Annotated in this window: 13 protein-coding genes and 1 pseudogene; 10 read left to right on the top strand and 4 right to left on the bottom strand. The window is 54.7% G+C overall.

What is annotated here, in order from left to right; all coding sequences use genetic code 11:
• Positions 1-3: 3 nt before the first annotated feature.
• Genes ACA056_RS20285 through ACA056_RS20270 form a run of 4 tightly spaced genes read right to left on the bottom strand, consistent with a single transcriptional unit; the run spans position 4 to position 6,005 of the window.
• Positions 4-1,281 (bottom strand): nucleotide sugar dehydrogenase, encoded by a 1,278-nt coding sequence (locus ACA056_RS20285; RefSeq protein WP_497273576.1) that lies wholly within the window; start codon positions 1,279-1,281, stop codon positions 4-6.
• Positions 1,282-1,317: 36 nt separating this feature from the next.
• The gene (gene asnB, locus ACA056_RS20280) at positions 1,318-3,261 is read right to left on the bottom strand and encodes an asparagine synthase (glutamine-hydrolyzing) (RefSeq protein ID WP_497267266.1); all 1,944 of its coding nucleotides are present in this window, start codon (positions 3,259-3,261) and stop codon (positions 1,318-1,320) included.
• Positions 3,262-3,279: 18 nt separating this feature from the next.
• Positions 3,280-4,587, bottom strand: coding sequence for an O-antigen ligase family protein (locus ACA056_RS20275; protein ID WP_497267264.1), 1,308 nt, complete (start codon positions 4,585-4,587; stop codon positions 3,280-3,282).
• A complete protein-coding gene (locus tag ACA056_RS20270; RefSeq protein WP_497267262.1) occupies positions 4,575-6,005 on the bottom strand; it encodes a lipopolysaccharide biosynthesis protein in 1,431 nt (476 codons plus the stop codon). The genes ACA056_RS20275 and ACA056_RS20270 overlap by 13 nt, the downstream gene beginning before the upstream one ends.
• 872 nt (positions 6,006-6,877) lie before the next feature.
• Here ACA056_RS20270 and ACA056_RS20265 point away from each other — a divergent pair.
• From ACA056_RS20265 to tnpC, 10 genes and pseudogenes are all read left to right on the top strand, one after another.
• On the top strand, positions 6,878-7,474 hold the full coding sequence (locus tag ACA056_RS20265; RefSeq protein ID WP_497267260.1) for a sugar transferase: 597 nt from the start codon (positions 6,878-6,880) through the stop codon (positions 7,472-7,474).
• A complete protein-coding gene (locus tag ACA056_RS20260; protein ID WP_497267258.1) occupies positions 7,471-8,115 on the top strand; it encodes an acetyltransferase in 645 nt (214 codons plus the stop codon). Before ACA056_RS20265 ends, ACA056_RS20260 begins: the two co-directional genes overlap by 4 nt.
• Before the next feature lie 72 nt (positions 8,116-8,187).
• Positions 8,188-9,366 (top strand): DegT/DnrJ/EryC1/StrS family aminotransferase, encoded by a 1,179-nt coding sequence (locus tag ACA056_RS20255; protein WP_497267256.1) that lies wholly within the window; start codon positions 8,188-8,190, stop codon positions 9,364-9,366.
• Positions 9,367-9,582: 216 nt separating this feature from the next.
• Positions 9,583-11,577, top strand: coding sequence for a polysaccharide biosynthesis protein (locus ACA056_RS20250; RefSeq protein ID WP_497267254.1), 1,995 nt, complete (start codon positions 9,583-9,585; stop codon positions 11,575-11,577).
• 113 nt (positions 11,578-11,690) lie between these two features.
• Positions 11,691-12,026, top strand: coding sequence for a ComEA family DNA-binding protein (locus ACA056_RS20245; protein ID WP_497267252.1), 336 nt, complete (start codon positions 11,691-11,693; stop codon positions 12,024-12,026).
• A 140-nt stretch (positions 12,027-12,166) separates the two neighbouring features.
• A pseudogene (locus ACA056_RS20240) lies at positions 12,167-13,314 on the top strand (transposase).
• 305 nt (positions 13,315-13,619) lie between these two features.
• Complete coding sequence (locus tag ACA056_RS20235; RefSeq protein ID WP_497267250.1) at positions 13,620-15,074, top strand: O-antigen ligase family protein; 1,455 nt, start codon at positions 13,620-13,622, stop codon at positions 15,072-15,074.
• Between the two features lie 100 nt (positions 15,075-15,174).
• Positions 15,175-15,549, top strand: coding sequence for an IS66-like element accessory protein TnpA (gene tnpA, locus ACA056_RS20230; protein WP_497267248.1), 375 nt, complete (start codon positions 15,175-15,177; stop codon positions 15,547-15,549).
• Positions 15,546-15,890 carry an IS66 family insertion sequence element accessory protein TnpB gene (tnpB, locus tag ACA056_RS20225; RefSeq protein ID WP_057395731.1) on the top strand — a complete coding sequence of 115 codons (345 nt, stop codon included), beginning with the start codon at positions 15,546-15,548 and terminating at the stop codon, positions 15,888-15,890. The genes tnpA and tnpB overlap by 4 nt, the downstream gene beginning before the upstream one ends.
• A gap of 35 nt (positions 15,891-15,925) precedes the next feature.
• Complete coding sequence (gene tnpC, locus ACA056_RS20220) at positions 15,926-17,431, top strand: IS66 family transposase (RefSeq protein WP_497267246.1); 1,506 nt, start codon at positions 15,926-15,928, stop codon at positions 17,429-17,431.

Raw genomic sequence — 17,431 nt, 5'->3', positions numbered from 1 at the left:
CCCTTAAAGGCGCCAGAATCGTGCTCCAGCCCTTTCCAGGGCCGGACCGTCGCAAACACCTTTGACATCGATGACGACAGGGGCGTTATGCATAAGCTTCAGGTACTCGTCGTGTGTCCAGCGTGCATAGGCTTCATGTGCAACGGCGACTACGACTGCTGCAGCAGGCTGCAGTTCGTCAAGTTTGAGGAGCGAGACGCCATACTCGTGCAGGGCCTCTGCCGACGCCGCCTCGGGGTCGAAGACTTGTACCTTGACACCGAAATCCTCGAGTTCACGAATGATGTCGATGACGCGGGAGTTGCGCAGGTCGGGGCAGTTCTCTTTGAAGGTCAGGCCAAGCACTGTGACTACGGCACCAGCAATCGGGTGACCGGCATGGATCATCTGCTTGATCGTCTGCTGGGCAATAAAGGCTCCCATGCTGTCATTGATGCGACGACCGGCCAGAATGACCTGAGGGATGTAACCGAGCTTCTCGGCCTTGTGCGTCAGGTAGTAAGGGTCCACGCCGATGCAGTGCCCGCCTACTAGTCCGGGTTTGAATTTAAGGAAGTTCCACTTGGTCCCGGCTGCTTCCAGAACGTCGAGGGTATCGATGCCCATGCGGTCAAAGATCAGTGCCAGTTCATTCATCAGTGCGATGTTCAGGTCGCGCTGTGTATTTTCGATCACCTTGGCGGCTTCGGCGACTTTGATGGATGCGGCTTTGTAAACGCCAGCCGTGACCACGGAGGAGTACACGTCGGCGACAATTTCAAGTGTGGCGGCGTCTTGTCCGGAGACCACCTTCTTGATCTTGGTGAACGTGTGCTCCTTGTCGCCCGGGTTGATGCGCTCCGGGCTATAGCCCACGGTGAAGTCTGTGCCGCATTTCAAGCCTGAGACGCGCTCGAGGATCGGAACGCAGATATCCTCTGTGACACCGGGGTAAACAGTCGATTCATAAACGACGATATCGCCCTTTTTGAGCGCTTTACCAACGGTTTCGGATGACTTTACCACCGGCGTCAGATCGGGCTGGTGAGCATCGTCGATTGGCGTAGGGACCGCTACGATATGAAAATCTGCCTTGGCAAGGACATCTGTCTTGCTGGTGAATTCGATTTGCGTCTGTGCCAGCTCATCACTGGTGATCTCGTTTGTACGATCCTTTCCCGCGCGAAGTTCCTGCAGACGGCCTTCGTTGATATCGAAGCCAATTACCGGTCCGTGCTTGCCAAACGCTACAGCCACCGGCAGTCCTACATAACCCAGCCCGACCACAGATATCTTTCTCAGATGCATGGATTTTCCTCTATTAATGGAAGCTTTTATTCAGATGATTCGTTTTCGATCGAGCCATGCCTGGAACATCAGCACAGGCCAAAGCTGCTGCTGGTAGTTTCCCTGCCCTCGAAGGTGTCTTTCCCAAACGGCGCGAACAGGTCCAGTTGCGAAATAACCTTCGCTTGCCAATCGTTGTGGGTCCAGCAGGGATTCGGCCCAGTCGCGCAATGGACCGCGGAGCCAATCGTGTAGCGGGATACCGAAGCCCATTTTCGGGCGTTCGATGAGTTCACGTGGAACATAGCGATAGAGTAGCTGGCGCAGTATCCACTTGGTGCTGCCATTGCGGATTTTCAGCGACATGGGCAATGTTGAGGCGAATTCGACGATTCGATGGTCCAGAAACGGCACACGGGTTTCCAGGCTGACCGCCATTGCTGCGCGATCGACTTTGGCCAGTATGTCATCCGGCAGATAGGTCAGGGTGTCCTGGCGCATCATCCAGGAGGCGAAATCGCTGCTACCAACGGATGCCAGGCCAGGCAAGTTTGCGCCAATGACCACATCGGACGCATTTTGCCACTGGGATACCACGTGGTCATACATCTGGCTGGCAGAGTCGTGCCGCATGACACCCGCGAGTTTGTGCAGCTTCTCGCCAGGCAAGCGGACACGCAGGCTTGCCGGGGTAACCGGATTCAATCCGTTGGCGATGGAATCCCAGCGATTCGGCGAGGCGGACTCGATCATTCGGGCAGCCAGCTTGCGTGCAGGTCCTGGAACGCGGCTCAGCTTGCGCCATACGTTGGGCAAGTACTGATAGCGATTGTATCCGCCGAACAGTTCATCACCGGCGTCTCCAGACAAACTCACTGTGACGTGGCTACGTGCCATTTGAGAAACAAGATAGGTGGGTATCTGCGACGAGTCGGCAAAGGGTTCGCCGTAGATGTCAGGCAGTTTCGGTACAACATTCAGAGCATCCGTGCCAGACACATAGAGTTCGGTATGGTCGGTGCCAAGATGGCGGGCCACAGCTTTTGCGTGCTCGGCCTCGTTGTAGCCGGGGTTGTCGAAACCGATGGTAAAGGTCTTTACCTTTTGAGCTGACAGCGATTGCATCAAACTGACGATTAGCGTCGAGTCGATGCCTCCGGACAGGAATGCACCGAGGGGGACATCGGCGACCATTTGGTCGCGTATCGTTGTGCGCATCAGTTCGTGGAGCTGGTCGATTGCTTCGGCGTCGGAAAGCGATGCATTGCTCAGGGGCTGCGAAGTGGGCAGCTCCCAATAGGCTTGAGGCGTTCCCATTGTGCCACTGTCCAGGGCGGCGCGGTTGAGTTCGATCCACGTGCCGGGTGGCAATTTGTGAATGCCTTCATAAATGGAGTGTGGCGACGGCACATACGCATACTTCAGGAGCAAGGCCAAACTGTCGCGTGAAATTTCTGCGTCAAAACTCGGGTGCGCCTCGAGCGCCTGCAATTCCGATGCGAAGAGCAGTACGCCTTTCTTCAGGCCGTAATAAAGCGGTTTTTCGCCGATCCGGTCTCGCGCAAGTGTCAGGGTTTCTCGTGTGCGATCCCATACCGCCAGTGCAAACATGCCGACCAGTCTGCGCAAGGTCTCTTGGATACCCCAATGTTCGAATGCCGCCAGCATGACCTCGGTATCCGAGTGGCCACGCCATGGCAATGGGCTCTGATGTGCCGCATCGAGCGCTTTGCGCAGTGCCTGGAAATTGTAGATTTCACCATTGAAGACAATGACGTATCGGCCTGTTGGCGATGCCATTGGCTGGTGCCCGGCCGAACTCAGGTCGACGATCGCAAGTCGTCGGTGGCCCAGGAACAGTCCGGCGCCATTGTCCCAGGCGCCAGCATCATCGGGACCACGGTGGACAATAGCGTTGGTCATGCGGGTGAGAGCTGTTGGCCCGTCGTACCTGCCTTGGCTGTTAGGGTGCCAGAACCCTGAAATACCGCACATCGAACAATCTCATTGTAATCAGTTGGATTGAGGCTTCTCGCGCAACGCAGTGAAGCTGCCATTTTTGATCGCTAGCGCACAGATGATCATGTAGAGACTGAACACAGGCTGCCGAAGCATGAAGTGAGCCCCGGAGAAAAGCATCAGAACGATCAGTACCGCCAGCGAGTAAGGGTCTCGGGCTTGATACGCCTTGAGGAGAAGCCACAGGTACAAAGCGGCAAACAGTAGCACGCCTGCGATTCCGACCTGGGTCAGCATGTCGAAACCAAGGTTGTGGGCCTCTTCCTTCTTTGATGAGTCTTCCAGATAGGAGAATGCGCCTGGACCATGTCCGATGATGGGGGATTGCAGCCATGCTTCATAGGCATGGATCCATAGGGTTTTGCGCACGCCGCCCTTGTTCTCGTCGAAGCCGACACCGATGACGGAGTCCGATTTGCCCGGAGCGAACGCTTTTTTGGGTTTTTCCGGACTGGCTTCACCAAACATCGAGGAAACGGCGCTGACGATAACTGACTCGGCCTTGAGGAGCTGTTGCCGGCCCGGCCCATCGATCATGACTTTGAATGTGCCAAATGCCAGAACGAAAGCGACGAGCATCGTTGCGAACATTTTCCAGTTGATCCGTTTCACCCAAAGAGCCGCTACGACCGTCAGGAGCGGCAATCCAATGCACCAGGCGAGCAGTAGTGCATCACTGCGCACGCATATTCCGAGGAAGAAAAACGCCCACAGAAGCAGGAAGTTGCATAGCCAGCGGGCGCCTTGCCAGTTCGAGTCACGGTAAACCGCCATTAGCCAGATTGGAATCGGTAGCAGCAGCAGTGCGAGCTGGTTGGGGTTGGTAGACCAGGCGGAAAGGCGTGAAGGGTAATCCGTATTGATCCTGAACAATTCAGCCAGCTCGTTGGAGTCCGTCAGGAAACAGAGGAACGGGATAACCAGCAACACGACCGGGATCACGCCCAGAGCCTTGATGAAACTAGTGAACTCCTGTTCTGTCGTCTGCTCGATGCAGGCCAGCGCCATGAGTGAGAAACAACCCGTATACACATAGGCAGCAGCCGTGTGGGCAGAGCTGGCTCCCTGGAGAGGGCTGAGTAGCGCCGCTACTGTCGCAATCGCAATGAAGCCCATCCAGAAGAGCATGATGGGGTGTGTCAGGTAGCGCAGGGCATGCCTGTAACGCAGGGCCCAGAGAAATAGCAGAATGACAGCAAGCTCGCCGATGCCGATTGGCAGATTGCCGAAGCGCAGCACTGTCGCCACGGAGGCAAAAACGATCAGCGCGGCGCCGATCGAGATGTAGTTTATTTTGCGCATTTTACCTGCCTTAGGTCACGCAAACGCTTCGCTAGAAAGGCGAGGCAGCTCATGAAAGCAGCAAGCAGAAGCAGTGAAACAACTGCACCTTCAATGCCGTGGAGTGACGTTGTTATAAATACCGCAATACCTACACCGAGCCAGGGCAATAGTCCGATTGCTGATTTACGGAGTGAGGAAGACAAGAGTATAGCGTTACGTATGTCGACAATTACGACAGCCAGCAATTGAGAAGTGAACCAGGCCCAGCCGATCTCTCTTGTTGCATGGCCGTAGAAAGCGAACAGGGTGGCGGCACCGGCTCCCAGTGAGAGCAGGTTGATCAGAAGTGCAGCGCCTGCATCTTTTTGCGCCTGCAAAAATTCATATCCGAGGCGGACATGTCCGGACATGCAGATCCCGGCAAGCAGTCCCGCAACGAATGGAGCGGCCTCTTGCAGCGGTGGAAACCATTGAGCCAAAAACGGGTAGATGGCGAGACCCGTGAGCGTGAGAGCACCGTAAATCAGCGCACTTCCCAGGGTCAGGTACGACATCATGTCCTTGAGCCACGCCTTTTTGTGCGTATCGGCCAGCCACTCGCAAATCTTTGGATAGACCAGGACCGGATAAAGGGTCGCAACGAACCAGATCTTGTTCAGCACGTCGTAGACGGATCTGTACTTGCCCAGTGTTTCAGCGCCGTAGGCGTGGCTGACATAAATGGATATGAATTCGGTCGCGAGCACTTGCAAGAGAGCGACTCCGATGATCGGCGCCGCCTGTCGATAGAGCGCACTTACCAAGGGCCATGCGACCGGGGTGCGGGGTTCGGCTTCCTGTTTGCGCCAGAACAGCCACAGAATCAGGTAGTCGGGAATCTTCCTGAGAACAACGGCGGCCAGCACCCACTCGATCTGATGTGTCGCGGCGGCAACAATCGCCACCGCAAAGAAACGGCTTAACTGGATGCACAATTGATACTGCGCGTAGGCAAAGTGTCGTGACCGTAGAACATTGAGCATCTGGAAATACTGGCCAGGCAGCGCCAGTACGTATTCGACGACCGCCGCGGCGCCGATCCAATACGCCAGGTCCAGTTGGTCGGTACGCAGCGGGAACAGGGCCGAGATGCCCTTGGAAATCATCGGGGTCGCCAGTAGCAGCACAATACCTGCGGTGATGTAAGCCGCTTGAGTGGAACTGACGAGCTGAGCGCGCTGCTCTTCCTTTACCGAGTAAATGCTGCTGACCGCCGACTTTGATAATGCCGAATCAAGGAACAGCAGGGTGCTCGAGAGAATGATATATACAGAATAGAATCCATAACCTTGAAAGCCGATGTAGTAAACAAGGATAGGGATAATCAGAATATTCAGTAGGAAATTCAGACCATTTGCTGAATACAGCGCAAGGGATTTTTTCAGCCAACTATTCAATTCCATCTCCCTATGCTGAATGCGTAATGATCTCAACGTTCCGGTTTCCATCCGGGAATAGTCTGGATCGCAGGAATGTTGTGGTTTGTGAACCATCGGAAGCGATTTCCTGGCTGGTCCGCCCCCCTCGTGTGAGTACTAGCTGCAGATGCAGGACTCTAGGCCATCGAGGAAGCAGACAGGGCTGCGAGCAGCAAGGCACGTAGGCTGGAAGGTGGGGAATGATACTGGATAGATCGGCTCTGGCAAGTAGCATAAGTTGATGGGCACTGGCGGGCCGGATGCTTAGCTCTTGCAGGCGCCTCGATTGCACCAATGCGCAAGGCAAGAAGCTACCAGTCATCATCGGTTTGTCCGGGGTGTGTGCGAATAGACTGGCGCAAAAAAAGCCCGAGGCTGCAATGGTTGATTCGGCCGATGCCGGCTCGCCAGGCGATACTTTACTTTCAGGAACAATGTGAATAGTGGCCAGTGCTATTCATTGCTTGACGGGTGAAATTATGGTTGTCAAAATTTTTCGCTTTTGGTACCTGCATCTCCTGTCTGAACGATGGTGCCGGAAATGATGTAACGATACCGGCAACTGGTTGGGGTCGAGTTTTTACCGTTGGTGTCTAACTTGAGAGTTATTGGGTCGTTTTTAGCACCTGTCGTGACACCTGTAAGCGGGACCCGTTTTCGATCATTGTGTGTTGCTTCCAGGTTTTGAACGCGCATAGGGCCACATTTTGCCGCTATCGGTGGCTTTCCATGATGAATCGGCATACACGCAACCAAGACGCTGCGCACTGATCGCTTGGTGGAATACTCTCGGTCGCAGGCGCGAGCAGCATTGATACACACGCGCATCTAATCAACATTCGGGTTAACTAATGTTCAAACGGTTCATTGATATCAGTGCTTCATTATGCGCCCTCATACTCCTGGCTCCTGTGATGGCTATAGTTGCCTGGAATATCCGCAAAAAACTCGGCTCACCGGTACTGTTCAGGCAGGTCCGCCCGGGACGTGATGGGAAACCCTTCGAAATGGTGAAGTTTCGGACGATGCGCGATGCCGTGGATTCCGATGGCCATCCTCTGGCGGATTCAGAGCGAATGACCCCTTTCGGCAGCTTCCTCCGTGCCAGCAGTCTGGATGAGTTGCCGGAGCTGTGGAATGTTCTTAAGGGAGAAATGAGCCTGGTCGGGCCACGTCCGTTGCTAATGGAGTATCTGCCCCTATACAGCGCGGAGCAGAACCGCCGCCATGAAGTTCGTCCAGGTGTGACCGGGTGGGCGCAAGTCAATGGCCGCAATGCGTTGAGTTGGGACGAAAAATTCAAACTGGATGTCTGGTATGTAGAGAATCAATCCTTTCGGCTTGACCTCAAGATCATTTTCATGACGGTGAAGAAGGTGGTTGTCAAAGAAGGTATCAGTGCGGACGACAATGTCACCATGTCCAAATTCACCGGTAATAAACCATGAAAAAACTGGCGGTTCTGGGGGCCAGCGGTCATGGAAAAGTCGTGGCCGATACCGCGCAATGCTGCGGCTGGGACCAGGTGGACTTTTACGACGATGCATGGCCCGGCCTCACGCGTAATGGCAGTTGGCTCGTAGTGGGTGATTCGGCGGCGATGTACGCTCGACTCCAGAATTACCAGGGTGTCGTTGTTGCAATTGGAAATAACAAGGTCCGCCATATGAAGCTGGCATCCCTGATCGGCGCGACCGCTCCAACGGTGTCGTTGATTCATCCGATGGCGGTCGTTAGTCAATATGCCACCATTGGTCCTGGCTCCGTCGTTTTCGCTGGGGCGGTGGTCAATGCCGATGCAAAGGTTGGACTCGGAGCGATTCTCAATACTGGATGTAGCGTCGACCATGATTGTGTTTTGGGGGACGCTGTCCATGTCAGCCCGGGCGCCAGGTTGGCCGGTGCTGTCAGCGTAGGTGAGCGGAGTTGGATCGGAATAGGTGCCAGTGTGAGGCAAATGATCAGGATTGGCAGTGACGTCGTTGTCGGGGCTGGGGCGTCAGTGGTAACTGATGTGTCTGATGGAGTAGTGGTTGTTGGTGTGCCCGCCAAGGTCATTTCAACGGTGAGCACAGATCGACTATGCTAGAGGCATGCGTCGAATTGGATGTAAACGAGTGATTTTTCTGAATTTTCATCTTGAAACCAATGGGTGTGGGCTGTGCTGAACTCTCCTTTTTCTCCTTGGCCTTCTTTTACCGAAGAAGAAGCCAACGCAGTACGTGACGTCATTCTATCCAACAAGGTCAATTACTGGACCGGGCAGGAGTGCCGTGAATTCGAGAAAGAATTCGCTGCCTGGAGTGGAACGCACCATGCTGTCGCCTTGACAAACGGCACGGTCGCTTTGGACCTCGCATTCCAGGCATTGGGCATTGGGACCGGGGACGAGGTTGTTGTGACCTCCCGAACTTTCCTTGCATCGGTGTCCAGCATCGTCAATGCCGGTGCGATACCTGTTTTTGCCGATGTGGACCCGGATTCGCAGAATATTACCGCACAGACCGTTGCCGCTGTGTTGACACCGCGCACCCGGGCAATTGTCTGCGTCCATCTGGCGGGTTGGCCTTGTGACATGGATCCGATCATGGCCTTGGCCGAGAAGCATGATCTCAGGGTGATCGAAGACTGTGCCCAGGCCCATGGCGCAAAATACAAAGGGCGCCCGGTCGGCTCTATCGGTCATGTCGGCGCCTGGTCTTTCTGCCAGGACAAGATCATGACTACCGGTGGCGAAGGCGGGATGGTCACTACCAATGATCGCGATTTGTGGTCGGACATGTGGTCGTACAAGGATCATGGCAAGAGCTGGGAGGCAGTCTACGAGCGTGAGCACGCCCCCGGTTTTCGTTGGTTGCACGAAAGTTTCGGTACCAACTGGCGGATGCTGGAAGCGCAGGGAGTATTGGGGCGCATTCAACTGCGGCGTATGGATCAATGGCACGAGGCGCGTTTGACCAATGCTCGTAGAATCTGGGCCGCCGCTGATCAATTAGCCGGATTGCGAGTGCCTGCCATCCCGGAGGATTGCTTGCATGCTGCTTACAAGTGCTATGTATTCGTCGAGCCACAGGCGTTGAAAGCAGATTGGACCCGCGACCGTATTCTCAATGAGATTGTTGCGCGCGGAGTTCCCTGCTTTTCAGGTTCGTGCTCTGAGGTCTATCTGGAAAAGGCATTCGACAATACGCAATGGCGTCCGAAGGAGCGTTTGCCGGTTGCCATGCAGTTGGGTGAGACCAGTTTGATGTTCATGGTGCATCCGACATTGACGTCCTTGGAAATTGACAAGACGTGTCAAGTCTTGCGCGAAGTCATGCAAGAAGCGCAGCGCGGTTGAACTTTCGATCACGCTTTTCGTTCTACCGAGTTCGTTCAGAGTTTTGAGTCTCGTTTAGAGCAAAAGCGTGTCAAAAGCAGAGTCGCATAGGATGGGCTGGCAGCAGGTTTATTTTGAGTAGAGGTCGAACCGTAATGGCATGCCTTTTGACTTTGGAACTGACGGTCCGCAGGTCGCTATTCGGTCAAAGAACGGTCTAGGTTTTACGAGGGATTTATGGAAAGAGCACGAGCATTCCTGCTAGGCCTGTCGCGTAGGAAAAAACGACTGATTCAGGTCATCTGCGACATTTTGCTAGTCTGGCTTGCGCTATGGATGGCATTTGTCGTGCGCCTTGGCATCGATGACCTGATCAATCCTTGGGAAGAACATCGCTGGCTGTTTATCAGTGCTCCGATTGTTGCTATTCCGTTGTTCATTCGTTTTGGTTTGTATCGTGCCGTCATGCGTTATTTCGGCAACGATGCGTTGATCGCTATCATCAAGGCGGTCAGCCTTTCTGCGCTGTTACTCGCAGTCATCGTTTATGGGTACAGCAATCATAAGCCGGTCGTTCCGCGCTCGGTTATTTTCAACTATTGGTGGCTGAGCCTGGTGATGATCGGCGGCTTGCGCTTGGCGATGCGCCAGTACTTTTTGGGCGATTGGTTTGCAGCTGCTCAGCATGTGCCCTTCACCAGTCGCGATGACGGCTTGCCCAAGGTGGCCATTTATGGCGCAGGGTCTGCCGGCAATCAGCTAGTGGTCGCCCTGCGGATGGGACGGCTGATGCGTCCGGTTGCGTTCATAGACGATGACCGCAGCATCGCTGGCAGGGTTATTGCGGGACTGCAGGTTTACACCCCTAAACATATACAGCAGTTGATCGATTCGACGGGCGCGCAGGAAATTTTACTGGCAGTACCCTCGGCAACCCGAGCTCGGCGTCGAGAGATACTTAGTTTTCTCGAGAATTTTCCGCTGCACGTGCGTACCGTTCCGGGTTTCATGGACCTGGCCAGTGGACGGGTCAAGGTCGACGATATTCAGGAAGTGGATATTGCCGACTTGCTTGGCCGCGACACTGTTCCTGCGCAGGAAGACCTGTTCTCCCGTTGCATTGAGGATCAATGTGTTCTGGTGACAGGGGCGGGCGGTTCTATCGGATCAGAGCTTTGTCGTCAGATTCTGGGCGCGCGGCCGAAGACATTGCTGCTATTCGAGCACAGTGAGTTCAATCTCTACAGCATTCTGTCCGAGTTGGAACAGCGTATCAGCCGCGAATCGCTGTCGGTCAAGCTACTGCCGATATTGGGATCGGTACGTCATGAGGCTAAGCTGCTGGATGTAATGAAAACCTGGCATGTTGATACGGTCTACCATGCAGCGGCCTACAAACATGTCCCGATGGTCGAGCACAACATCGCCGAAGGCGTTCTCAACAACGTCATCGGCACACTCAATACCGCACAAGCGGCTTTGCAAGCCGGAGTCTCCAATTTCGTCCTGATTTCCACCGACAAGGCCGTTCGCCCGACTAATGTCATGGGCAGCACCAAGCGCTTGGCCGAGATGACATTGCAAGCGCTCAGTCGCGAAGCTGCACCGGTACTTTTTGGTGATGTCAGTAACGTATCTCAGGTCAACAAGACTCGATTTACCATGGTGCGATTCGGTAACGTGCTGGGTTCGTCGGGCTCGGTGATTCCGCTGTTCCACCAGCAGATCAAGTCGGGTGGGCCGTTGACGGTTACACATCCGAAAATCACGCGCTACTTCATGACCATTCCCGAAGCTGCGCAACTGGTGATCCAGGCCGGTTCAATGGGGCAAGGTGGTGACGTTTTCGTACTTGATATGGGTGAACCGGTGAAAATTGCCGAGCTGGCCGAGAAAATGATTCACCTTTCCGGCTTGAGCATTCGCTCGGATCGCAATCCTCATGGCGATATAGCCATCGAGTTCAGTGGTTTGCGTCCAGGTGAGAAATTGTATGAAGAGTTGCTGATCGGCGATGGCGTTGTGGCCACTTCCCACCCGATGATCATGAGCGCCAACGAAGACCATCTGCCATGGGATGTGCTTAAAGCGAGGTTGAAGGATCTCTTGGCTGCTGTCGAACAAGACGACTACGCGCGCGTGCGCCAGCTCTTGCGAGACTCTGTTAGCGGCTATGCACCCGATGGTGAAATCGTCGACTGGATCTATCAGCAACGTCGCCTTGAGCCCTGATTGTTTCATATTCAGTAACAAGCGCATTTTTGACAGGCTCCAAACATCACCTACGTTTAGAGAGCAGCTTCGGAAAAGCTGCTTTCTTAAATCGATGTCATGGAGCGTCACATATGCGTACTGGCCATTTATACTCTCTGGTTTTTGCCCTTCTCACCAGCATCTCTATTGCTGTCGCAGCAGCCCCGGCGGCAAAAACCGAAGCTGTCAATGCACCGGTGGTAATGGAAGCTGCCCCCAAGACTCAGTCCGGCAAGGTCGATCTGAACAGCGCTGATGCGTCGACGTTGCAGCTAAGGCTGGTCGGGGTGGGTGAGGCGAAGGCTCAGGCGATTGTTGCATATCGTGATATTAATGGCCCGTTTGGGTCTGCGGATGAGTTGCTTGAGGTGAAGGGGATCGGTAAGGCGATTCTCGATAAGAACCGCGAGAAGCTCGAGGTGAAGTAAGCTCGTAGATTACGCCAGAGGCCGGTCATTGACCGGCCTTTTTTCTTGATACGTCAGGCAGGGTGCGTTGTGAACGAGCCCCATGAAAGACAGGACACCGTTTCCCCCTTACGATAAGGGATAGGCAAACGGTTATGTTTATGACTAACAGCAACGATAAGAGTGGGGAGCTTTTGGGCCAGGAGCGGCGTCGCCGCTGTAGCCCAGAGCAAAAATTGACCATGGTTCGCGAGAGTCTTGAGCCAGGGTAAAGCGTTTCGGTGGTGGCTCGGCGCAACGGCATCAATGCCAATCAGCTATTCCTGTGGCGCAAGCTTTATCAGGACGGCAGCCTGTCGGCGGTCAGTGCCGGTGAAGCGGTGGTGCCTGCGTCCGAGCTGAGCGACGCGCTAAAGCAGATCCGTGAACTGCAACGGATGCTGGGCAAGAAAACGATGGAAGCAGAAATCCTCAAAGACGCCGTGGAGATCGCCCGGTCGCGAAAATGGATTGCGCACTTACCCTTGTTGCCGGGGGACGACCAGTGACGCTGGTCAGCGAATGTCTCGGTGTGGCGCGCTCGCAATTAACGGTTCGAATCAAGCAATCGGTATCGCCCAAAGTACGGCGAAGCAGGCCTGTGGACGATGCTGCGCTGGTGGTCGAAATCCAGCAACAGGTCAGCGAGCTTCCCAGCTATGGCTACCGCCGTGTCTGGGGATTGCTGCGTCGCGCCCGTGAAGCCCGGTTGCTGCCCGCGTTCAATGTGAAGCGGGTTTACCGGGTGATGCGTGACCACAACCTTTTGCTTGAACGCCGGATCAAACAGCCGACGTGCCGCGTCGGCACGAAGGCCGTATTGCCGTGGAAACCAGGGATACGCGTTGGTGCTCGGACGGCTTTGAGTTCCGCTGCGAGCCCGACCGGGTACAGCGGCGATGATATTCGCGATTTGATGCTGGAAAGCGTGGAGAAGCGCTTTGGTGATCAACTGCCCGCCACGCCGGTGCAATGGCTAAGCGACAACGGCTCGGCGTACACCGCCGAACAGACACGCCTGTTTGCTCGGCAGATCGGTTTGCAACCGGTGACCACCTCAGTTCGCAGCCCGCAGAGCAACGGCATGGTCGAGAGCTTCGTGAAGACGATCAAGCGTGACTGTGTGGCGCACATGCCCAAGCCAGATCGAGAAACGGCGTTGCGTAACCTGGCGATTGCCTTCGAACACTACAACGAGCAGCATCCGCACAGCGCCTTGAACTATCGCTCACGGAGAGAGTTCAGGCGCTTGGCAGCCGCATTAATTTAACAGGGAGTTGGTGTCCGGTTTTGTAGGGGCAAATCCACGTTGCGTAATAAGTGCAGCCAGCCTGGGTATGGTGGTCGCGGGTGATTTGGGGTGAAAGCCCGCTAAATACCCCATTGGGAGCGTAGTAGGCGCCCCGATGCGATGTAGGATCCCAGGGCAGCAGAAAGAATCTCGCCCGAGCTTACTCGTGAAAACAGTTACTAAATATGAGCTTATGGCATACTCGCTCTCTCTAGCTGGCGCATGCAACTTTTCCGAATAGGCACCAGCTTTGCTCGTCGTTGATAAGAGAGTGTCGTTTGCAAATGCATAAGAACAGTGTTGCACCTGTAATAGCGGCGTTGGTCGCCTTCTTGTCGGTTTCAACCATGCTTCGTTTTCCAGGTCTGCCTATGGGGGTGGGTGAGCTCATTGTGTTCTTGGCGGCGTTTGGATTTTTTCGTCATAGTGGATTCCTGCAGAATCTGAAACATCCGCTCATGTTGTTTTGGATCTCATTCATAGCCACTGCAATAGTTGGTTATTTCATGGGCTCCGTGCACGGCGCGGGAACGATACATACTGCGATTGCCTATCTATACGCAGCTGGTTTTACTCTGATCGTTCTAACTTACGTCGGCGATTTGAATAAAGCTGAGTTCCAACGATTCATTAGAGCCATGGGAACCATTCCTGTCCTGCTGCTCGCCGTTCCGCTATTTATTTTTCTGATTGGCAGTGTCTGGCTCTCGGATTTGTTGGACATAAATACAACGTTTTACCCGTCCCGCGTCGCGGCATGGTCAACGAATCCTAACCAGCTTGCGTTATTTTTACTGCCGGTTCCGATCTGGCTGGCGGCTATTTCCCAAAATACCCATTGGCAAGGATGGCGGTTTGTTAAGAAGTTCTTTTTTCTTTGGTTCTTTTTCTTTCTAGGATTCTGCGTGAGAAGCGATGCGCTGCTCTTGGCATGGTGCATTGGTCTGCCGTTATTGACAGTAATAGCTTGGTGCTGGTTGGGAAATATTAATTGGAGGTTCTTTGCGACAATGATCGCCGCCTTCGTGCTCGCATTTGTCTCGTTTAAATTTTTCTTTGATGGTTATGGCCAGCAAACCTTCGAGACGGTCCGGGCAGAAATCTCGGAAAAAATGTCGTCAACCGGGCTGAACGGAATTGTTGATAGGGGCGAGCAAGTAGTTGATGGGCAGGCTTCAAAAATGTTAAGCCTTCTCACTGATCTTGGATTTGATCCGACTTCCAAAAGGAAAAGTTCGGATCAAGATGCTGTGATCGAGGAAGCTCCAGCCCCTCCAGCTTTTGGTAGATCTGATTCAGCACTTGGGGTCGGCCTGGATCCAAACAAAGCAGGAGTGCGCAAGACCCTTTGGGTTCACGCTTTTGATGTATGGAAATTGTCCCCGATAGTCGGCCATGGACCAGGCGCATTTTCCTATCTGGACTCGCCTGACGTAAGGCAAGAAGCCCACAATCTTCTTTTAGACATGCTTACCCAAGTGGGTATCGTAGGCGTTGTCCTATTTGCTGCTTTGTATATTTGGCTGATTATTGGAGCGATCAAGGCGCGCGATCCGTATTCGATAACACTGCTCGTGGTCTTGATGGTTTTTTCTGGTGCGCATTTCATGCTTCGTCAGCCAATGTTCACGTTGTATATGGTGATTTGTGCTGTGGTGATAAAAAATCGGCTGTTTGAGAAACTGGGGGGCGATGTGGGCGATGTTCAAGTGACTCAGCGGTCGTCTCCGCAGTCTTGAAGCGCCGGTAGAACCAAAGTAACCGTCCGGTCAGCACCCACTCCTGACCGTTCTCCAAATTAGCCAAGATAGTGGACACCATTTTTTAGTGGACACTATCTTGGATATAGCTCCCGCTCGTCGCCCCGGTCGCCGCCCGAACTTCCCAACCGTATTCAAACGCAAGGTCGTCGAAGCCTCATACCAACCCGGCACTTCAGTGTCGATGATTGCTCGCGAGCACGACGTCAATGCCAACATGGTTTTTCGCTGGCGGCAGCAATACCAGGACGGGGCATTCGGCCCGGTCAGCCAGAGCGCAACGTTCTTGCAAGTCGAGGTGATCAAAGCACCCATCGACTTGCCGTCAGCAGCGCCGCTGCCGCAAGAATCCCATTCCGAGATCCTTATAGAAGTAGGAAAAGCCAAGCTACGCATCACCGGCACACCTGACCCGCAGACCTTGCAACTCACCTTGCAGCAGTTGCTGCGATGATTGCACCTCCCGCTGGAACTCGTATCTGGATCGCCGCCGGCGTCACCGACATGCGCCGTGGCTTCGACGGATTGGCAGCATTGGTACAAACACAGCTGGAAGCCGATCCCTTCTCCGGCCAGATCTTTGCCTTTCGCGGACGACGCGGTGATCGGATCAAATTGCTGTGGTGGGACGGCGACGGTTTATGCCTGTTCTGCAAACGCCTGGAGCAAGGCCGTTTTGTTTGGCCGCAGGCGAACAGCGGCAGCGTGTCGCTGACGGCGGCGCAGTTGTCGATGCTGTTGGAGGGCATTGATTGGCGCAGGCCAATTCGTACAGCACCCGTCCTCGCGGTCTGACTTTACGCGCTGAAAATTCTTAGTAACATTCGGCCATGACTCACGTGACCGACTCCTTGCCCAATGATCTCCAAACCTTAAAGGCGCGGGTCTCTACCCAGCGGGCAGAGATTGAGCGCCTGAAAATGATGATCGCCAAATTGCGGCGCACGCAGTTCGGTCGCAGTTCCGAGCAACTGGACGCGATGATCGACCAACTCCAGTTGAGCCTTGAAGAGCTGGAGGTCAGCCAGGCCGAAGTGATGCCAATCACTGAGCCAGCACCTCGTACAGTTTCCCGCCGTAAACCATTGCCTGAACATCTCCCCCGCGAAATCCATGTCCATCAGCCCGAGTCGCAATGCTCCGGTTGTGGTGGGACGCTTCGTCAGTTGGGGGAGGATGTGTCTGAGGTGCTGGAGTACGTTCCTGCACGTTTCAAGGTGATTCGCCATGTTCGCCCCAAGCTGGTTTGCCGCTGCTGCGAGCACATCGCCCAAGTACCTGCGCCGAGCCGCCCGATAGCCCGGGGCCTGGCAGGCCCTGGGCTACTGGCCCATGTATTGGTCTCCAAATTCGTTGACCATCTTCCTTTGTATCGACAGTCCGAGATCTACGCCCGCGAGGGCGTGGATCTGGAGCGCTCGACCTTGGCCGACTGGGTCGGTCAGAGCAGCCAGTTGCTCAGGCCGCTGATCAACGCTCTCAAGAGCCACGTCATGAGTGGCCATAAAGTCCACGCCGACGACACGCCGATTGGCGCACTCGCACCGGGCACCGGCAAAACAAAAACGGCACGCCTGTGGACGTATGTGCGCGATGACCGACCCGCCGGCTACACGACGCCGGCGGCGGTATGGTTTGCTTACTCGCCGGATCGCAAGGGGCAACATCCCCGTGCTCATCTCAAAAACTTCAGCGGGATCTTGCAGGCCGACGGCTACGCCGGTTTTGCTCAGTTGTATAGCTCGGGTAGTGTTCAAGAAGCTGCCTGCTGGGCTCACGCCCTGCGTAAGTTTTACGACGTTTATAAAGATCAGTCCTCACCACTTGCCGCCGAAGTTCTGCAACGAATCGCTGCCTTATATGCCATCGAAAGCGAGATTCGAGGCCAACCACCCGACCTGCGAAAAGCCGCTCGGCAAAGCCGGGCAAGCCCGCTGCTGGAACAGTTGCACGCGTGGCTTAACCAGACGCTGACTCAATTGTCGAAAAAGTCGGCATTGGGCAGAGCGATTCTCTATGCCCTGAATCGATGGCAGGCCTTGGCGCGCTACTGCGATGACGGGCGAATCGAAATCGACAACAACGCTGCCGAACGCGCGCTGCGCGCCGTCGCTTTGGGTCGCAAAAATTATCTGTTCGTGGGTTCCGATGCCTGTGGAGAGCGAGCCGCTGCAATTTACAGCCTGGTAGGCTCGGCCAAACTCAACGACCTGAACCCGCAAGCCTATTTGACCCATGTGCTGGAGCGGATCGCCGCCCACCCGATCAATCGGGTGGGCGAACTACTGCCCTGGAACGTTTCTCTTAATCCTCTCGAACACTGCGAGGCTGCTTGA

It is taken from the genome of Pseudomonas sp. LBUM1666, assembly GCF_059695775.1.
Note: the sequence above shows the minus strand (reverse complement) of the source record. Positions and strands in the feature narration are given on the sequence as shown.

Coding starts and splice junctions, on each gene's coding strand:
- asnB (WP_497267266.1), bottom strand. CDS start 3,261: ATGTGCGGTATTTCAGGGTTCTGGCACCCTAACAGCCAAGGCAGGTAC.
- ACA056_RS20275 (WP_497267264.1), bottom strand. CDS start 4,587: ATGCGCAAAATAAACTACATCTCGATCGGCGCCGCGCTGATCGTTTTT.
- ACA056_RS20265 (WP_497267260.1), top strand. CDS start 6,878: ATGTTCAAACGGTTCATTGATATCAGTGCTTCATTATGCGCCCTCATA.
- ACA056_RS20260 (WP_497267258.1), top strand. CDS start 7,471: ATGAAAAAACTGGCGGTTCTGGGGGCCAGCGGTCATGGAAAAGTCGTG.
- ACA056_RS20250 (WP_497267254.1), top strand. CDS start 9,583: ATGGAAAGAGCACGAGCATTCCTGCTAGGCCTGTCGCGTAGGAAAAAA.
- ACA056_RS20245 (WP_497267252.1), top strand. CDS start 11,691: ATGCGTACTGGCCATTTATACTCTCTGGTTTTTGCCCTTCTCACCAGC.
- ACA056_RS20235 (WP_497267250.1), top strand. CDS start 13,620: ATGCATAAGAACAGTGTTGCACCTGTAATAGCGGCGTTGGTCGCCTTC.
- tnpB (WP_057395731.1), top strand. CDS start 15,546: ATGATTGCACCTCCCGCTGGAACTCGTATCTGGATCGCCGCCGGCGTC.
- tnpC (WP_497267246.1), top strand. CDS start 15,926: ATGACTCACGTGACCGACTCCTTGCCCAATGATCTCCAAACCTTAAAG.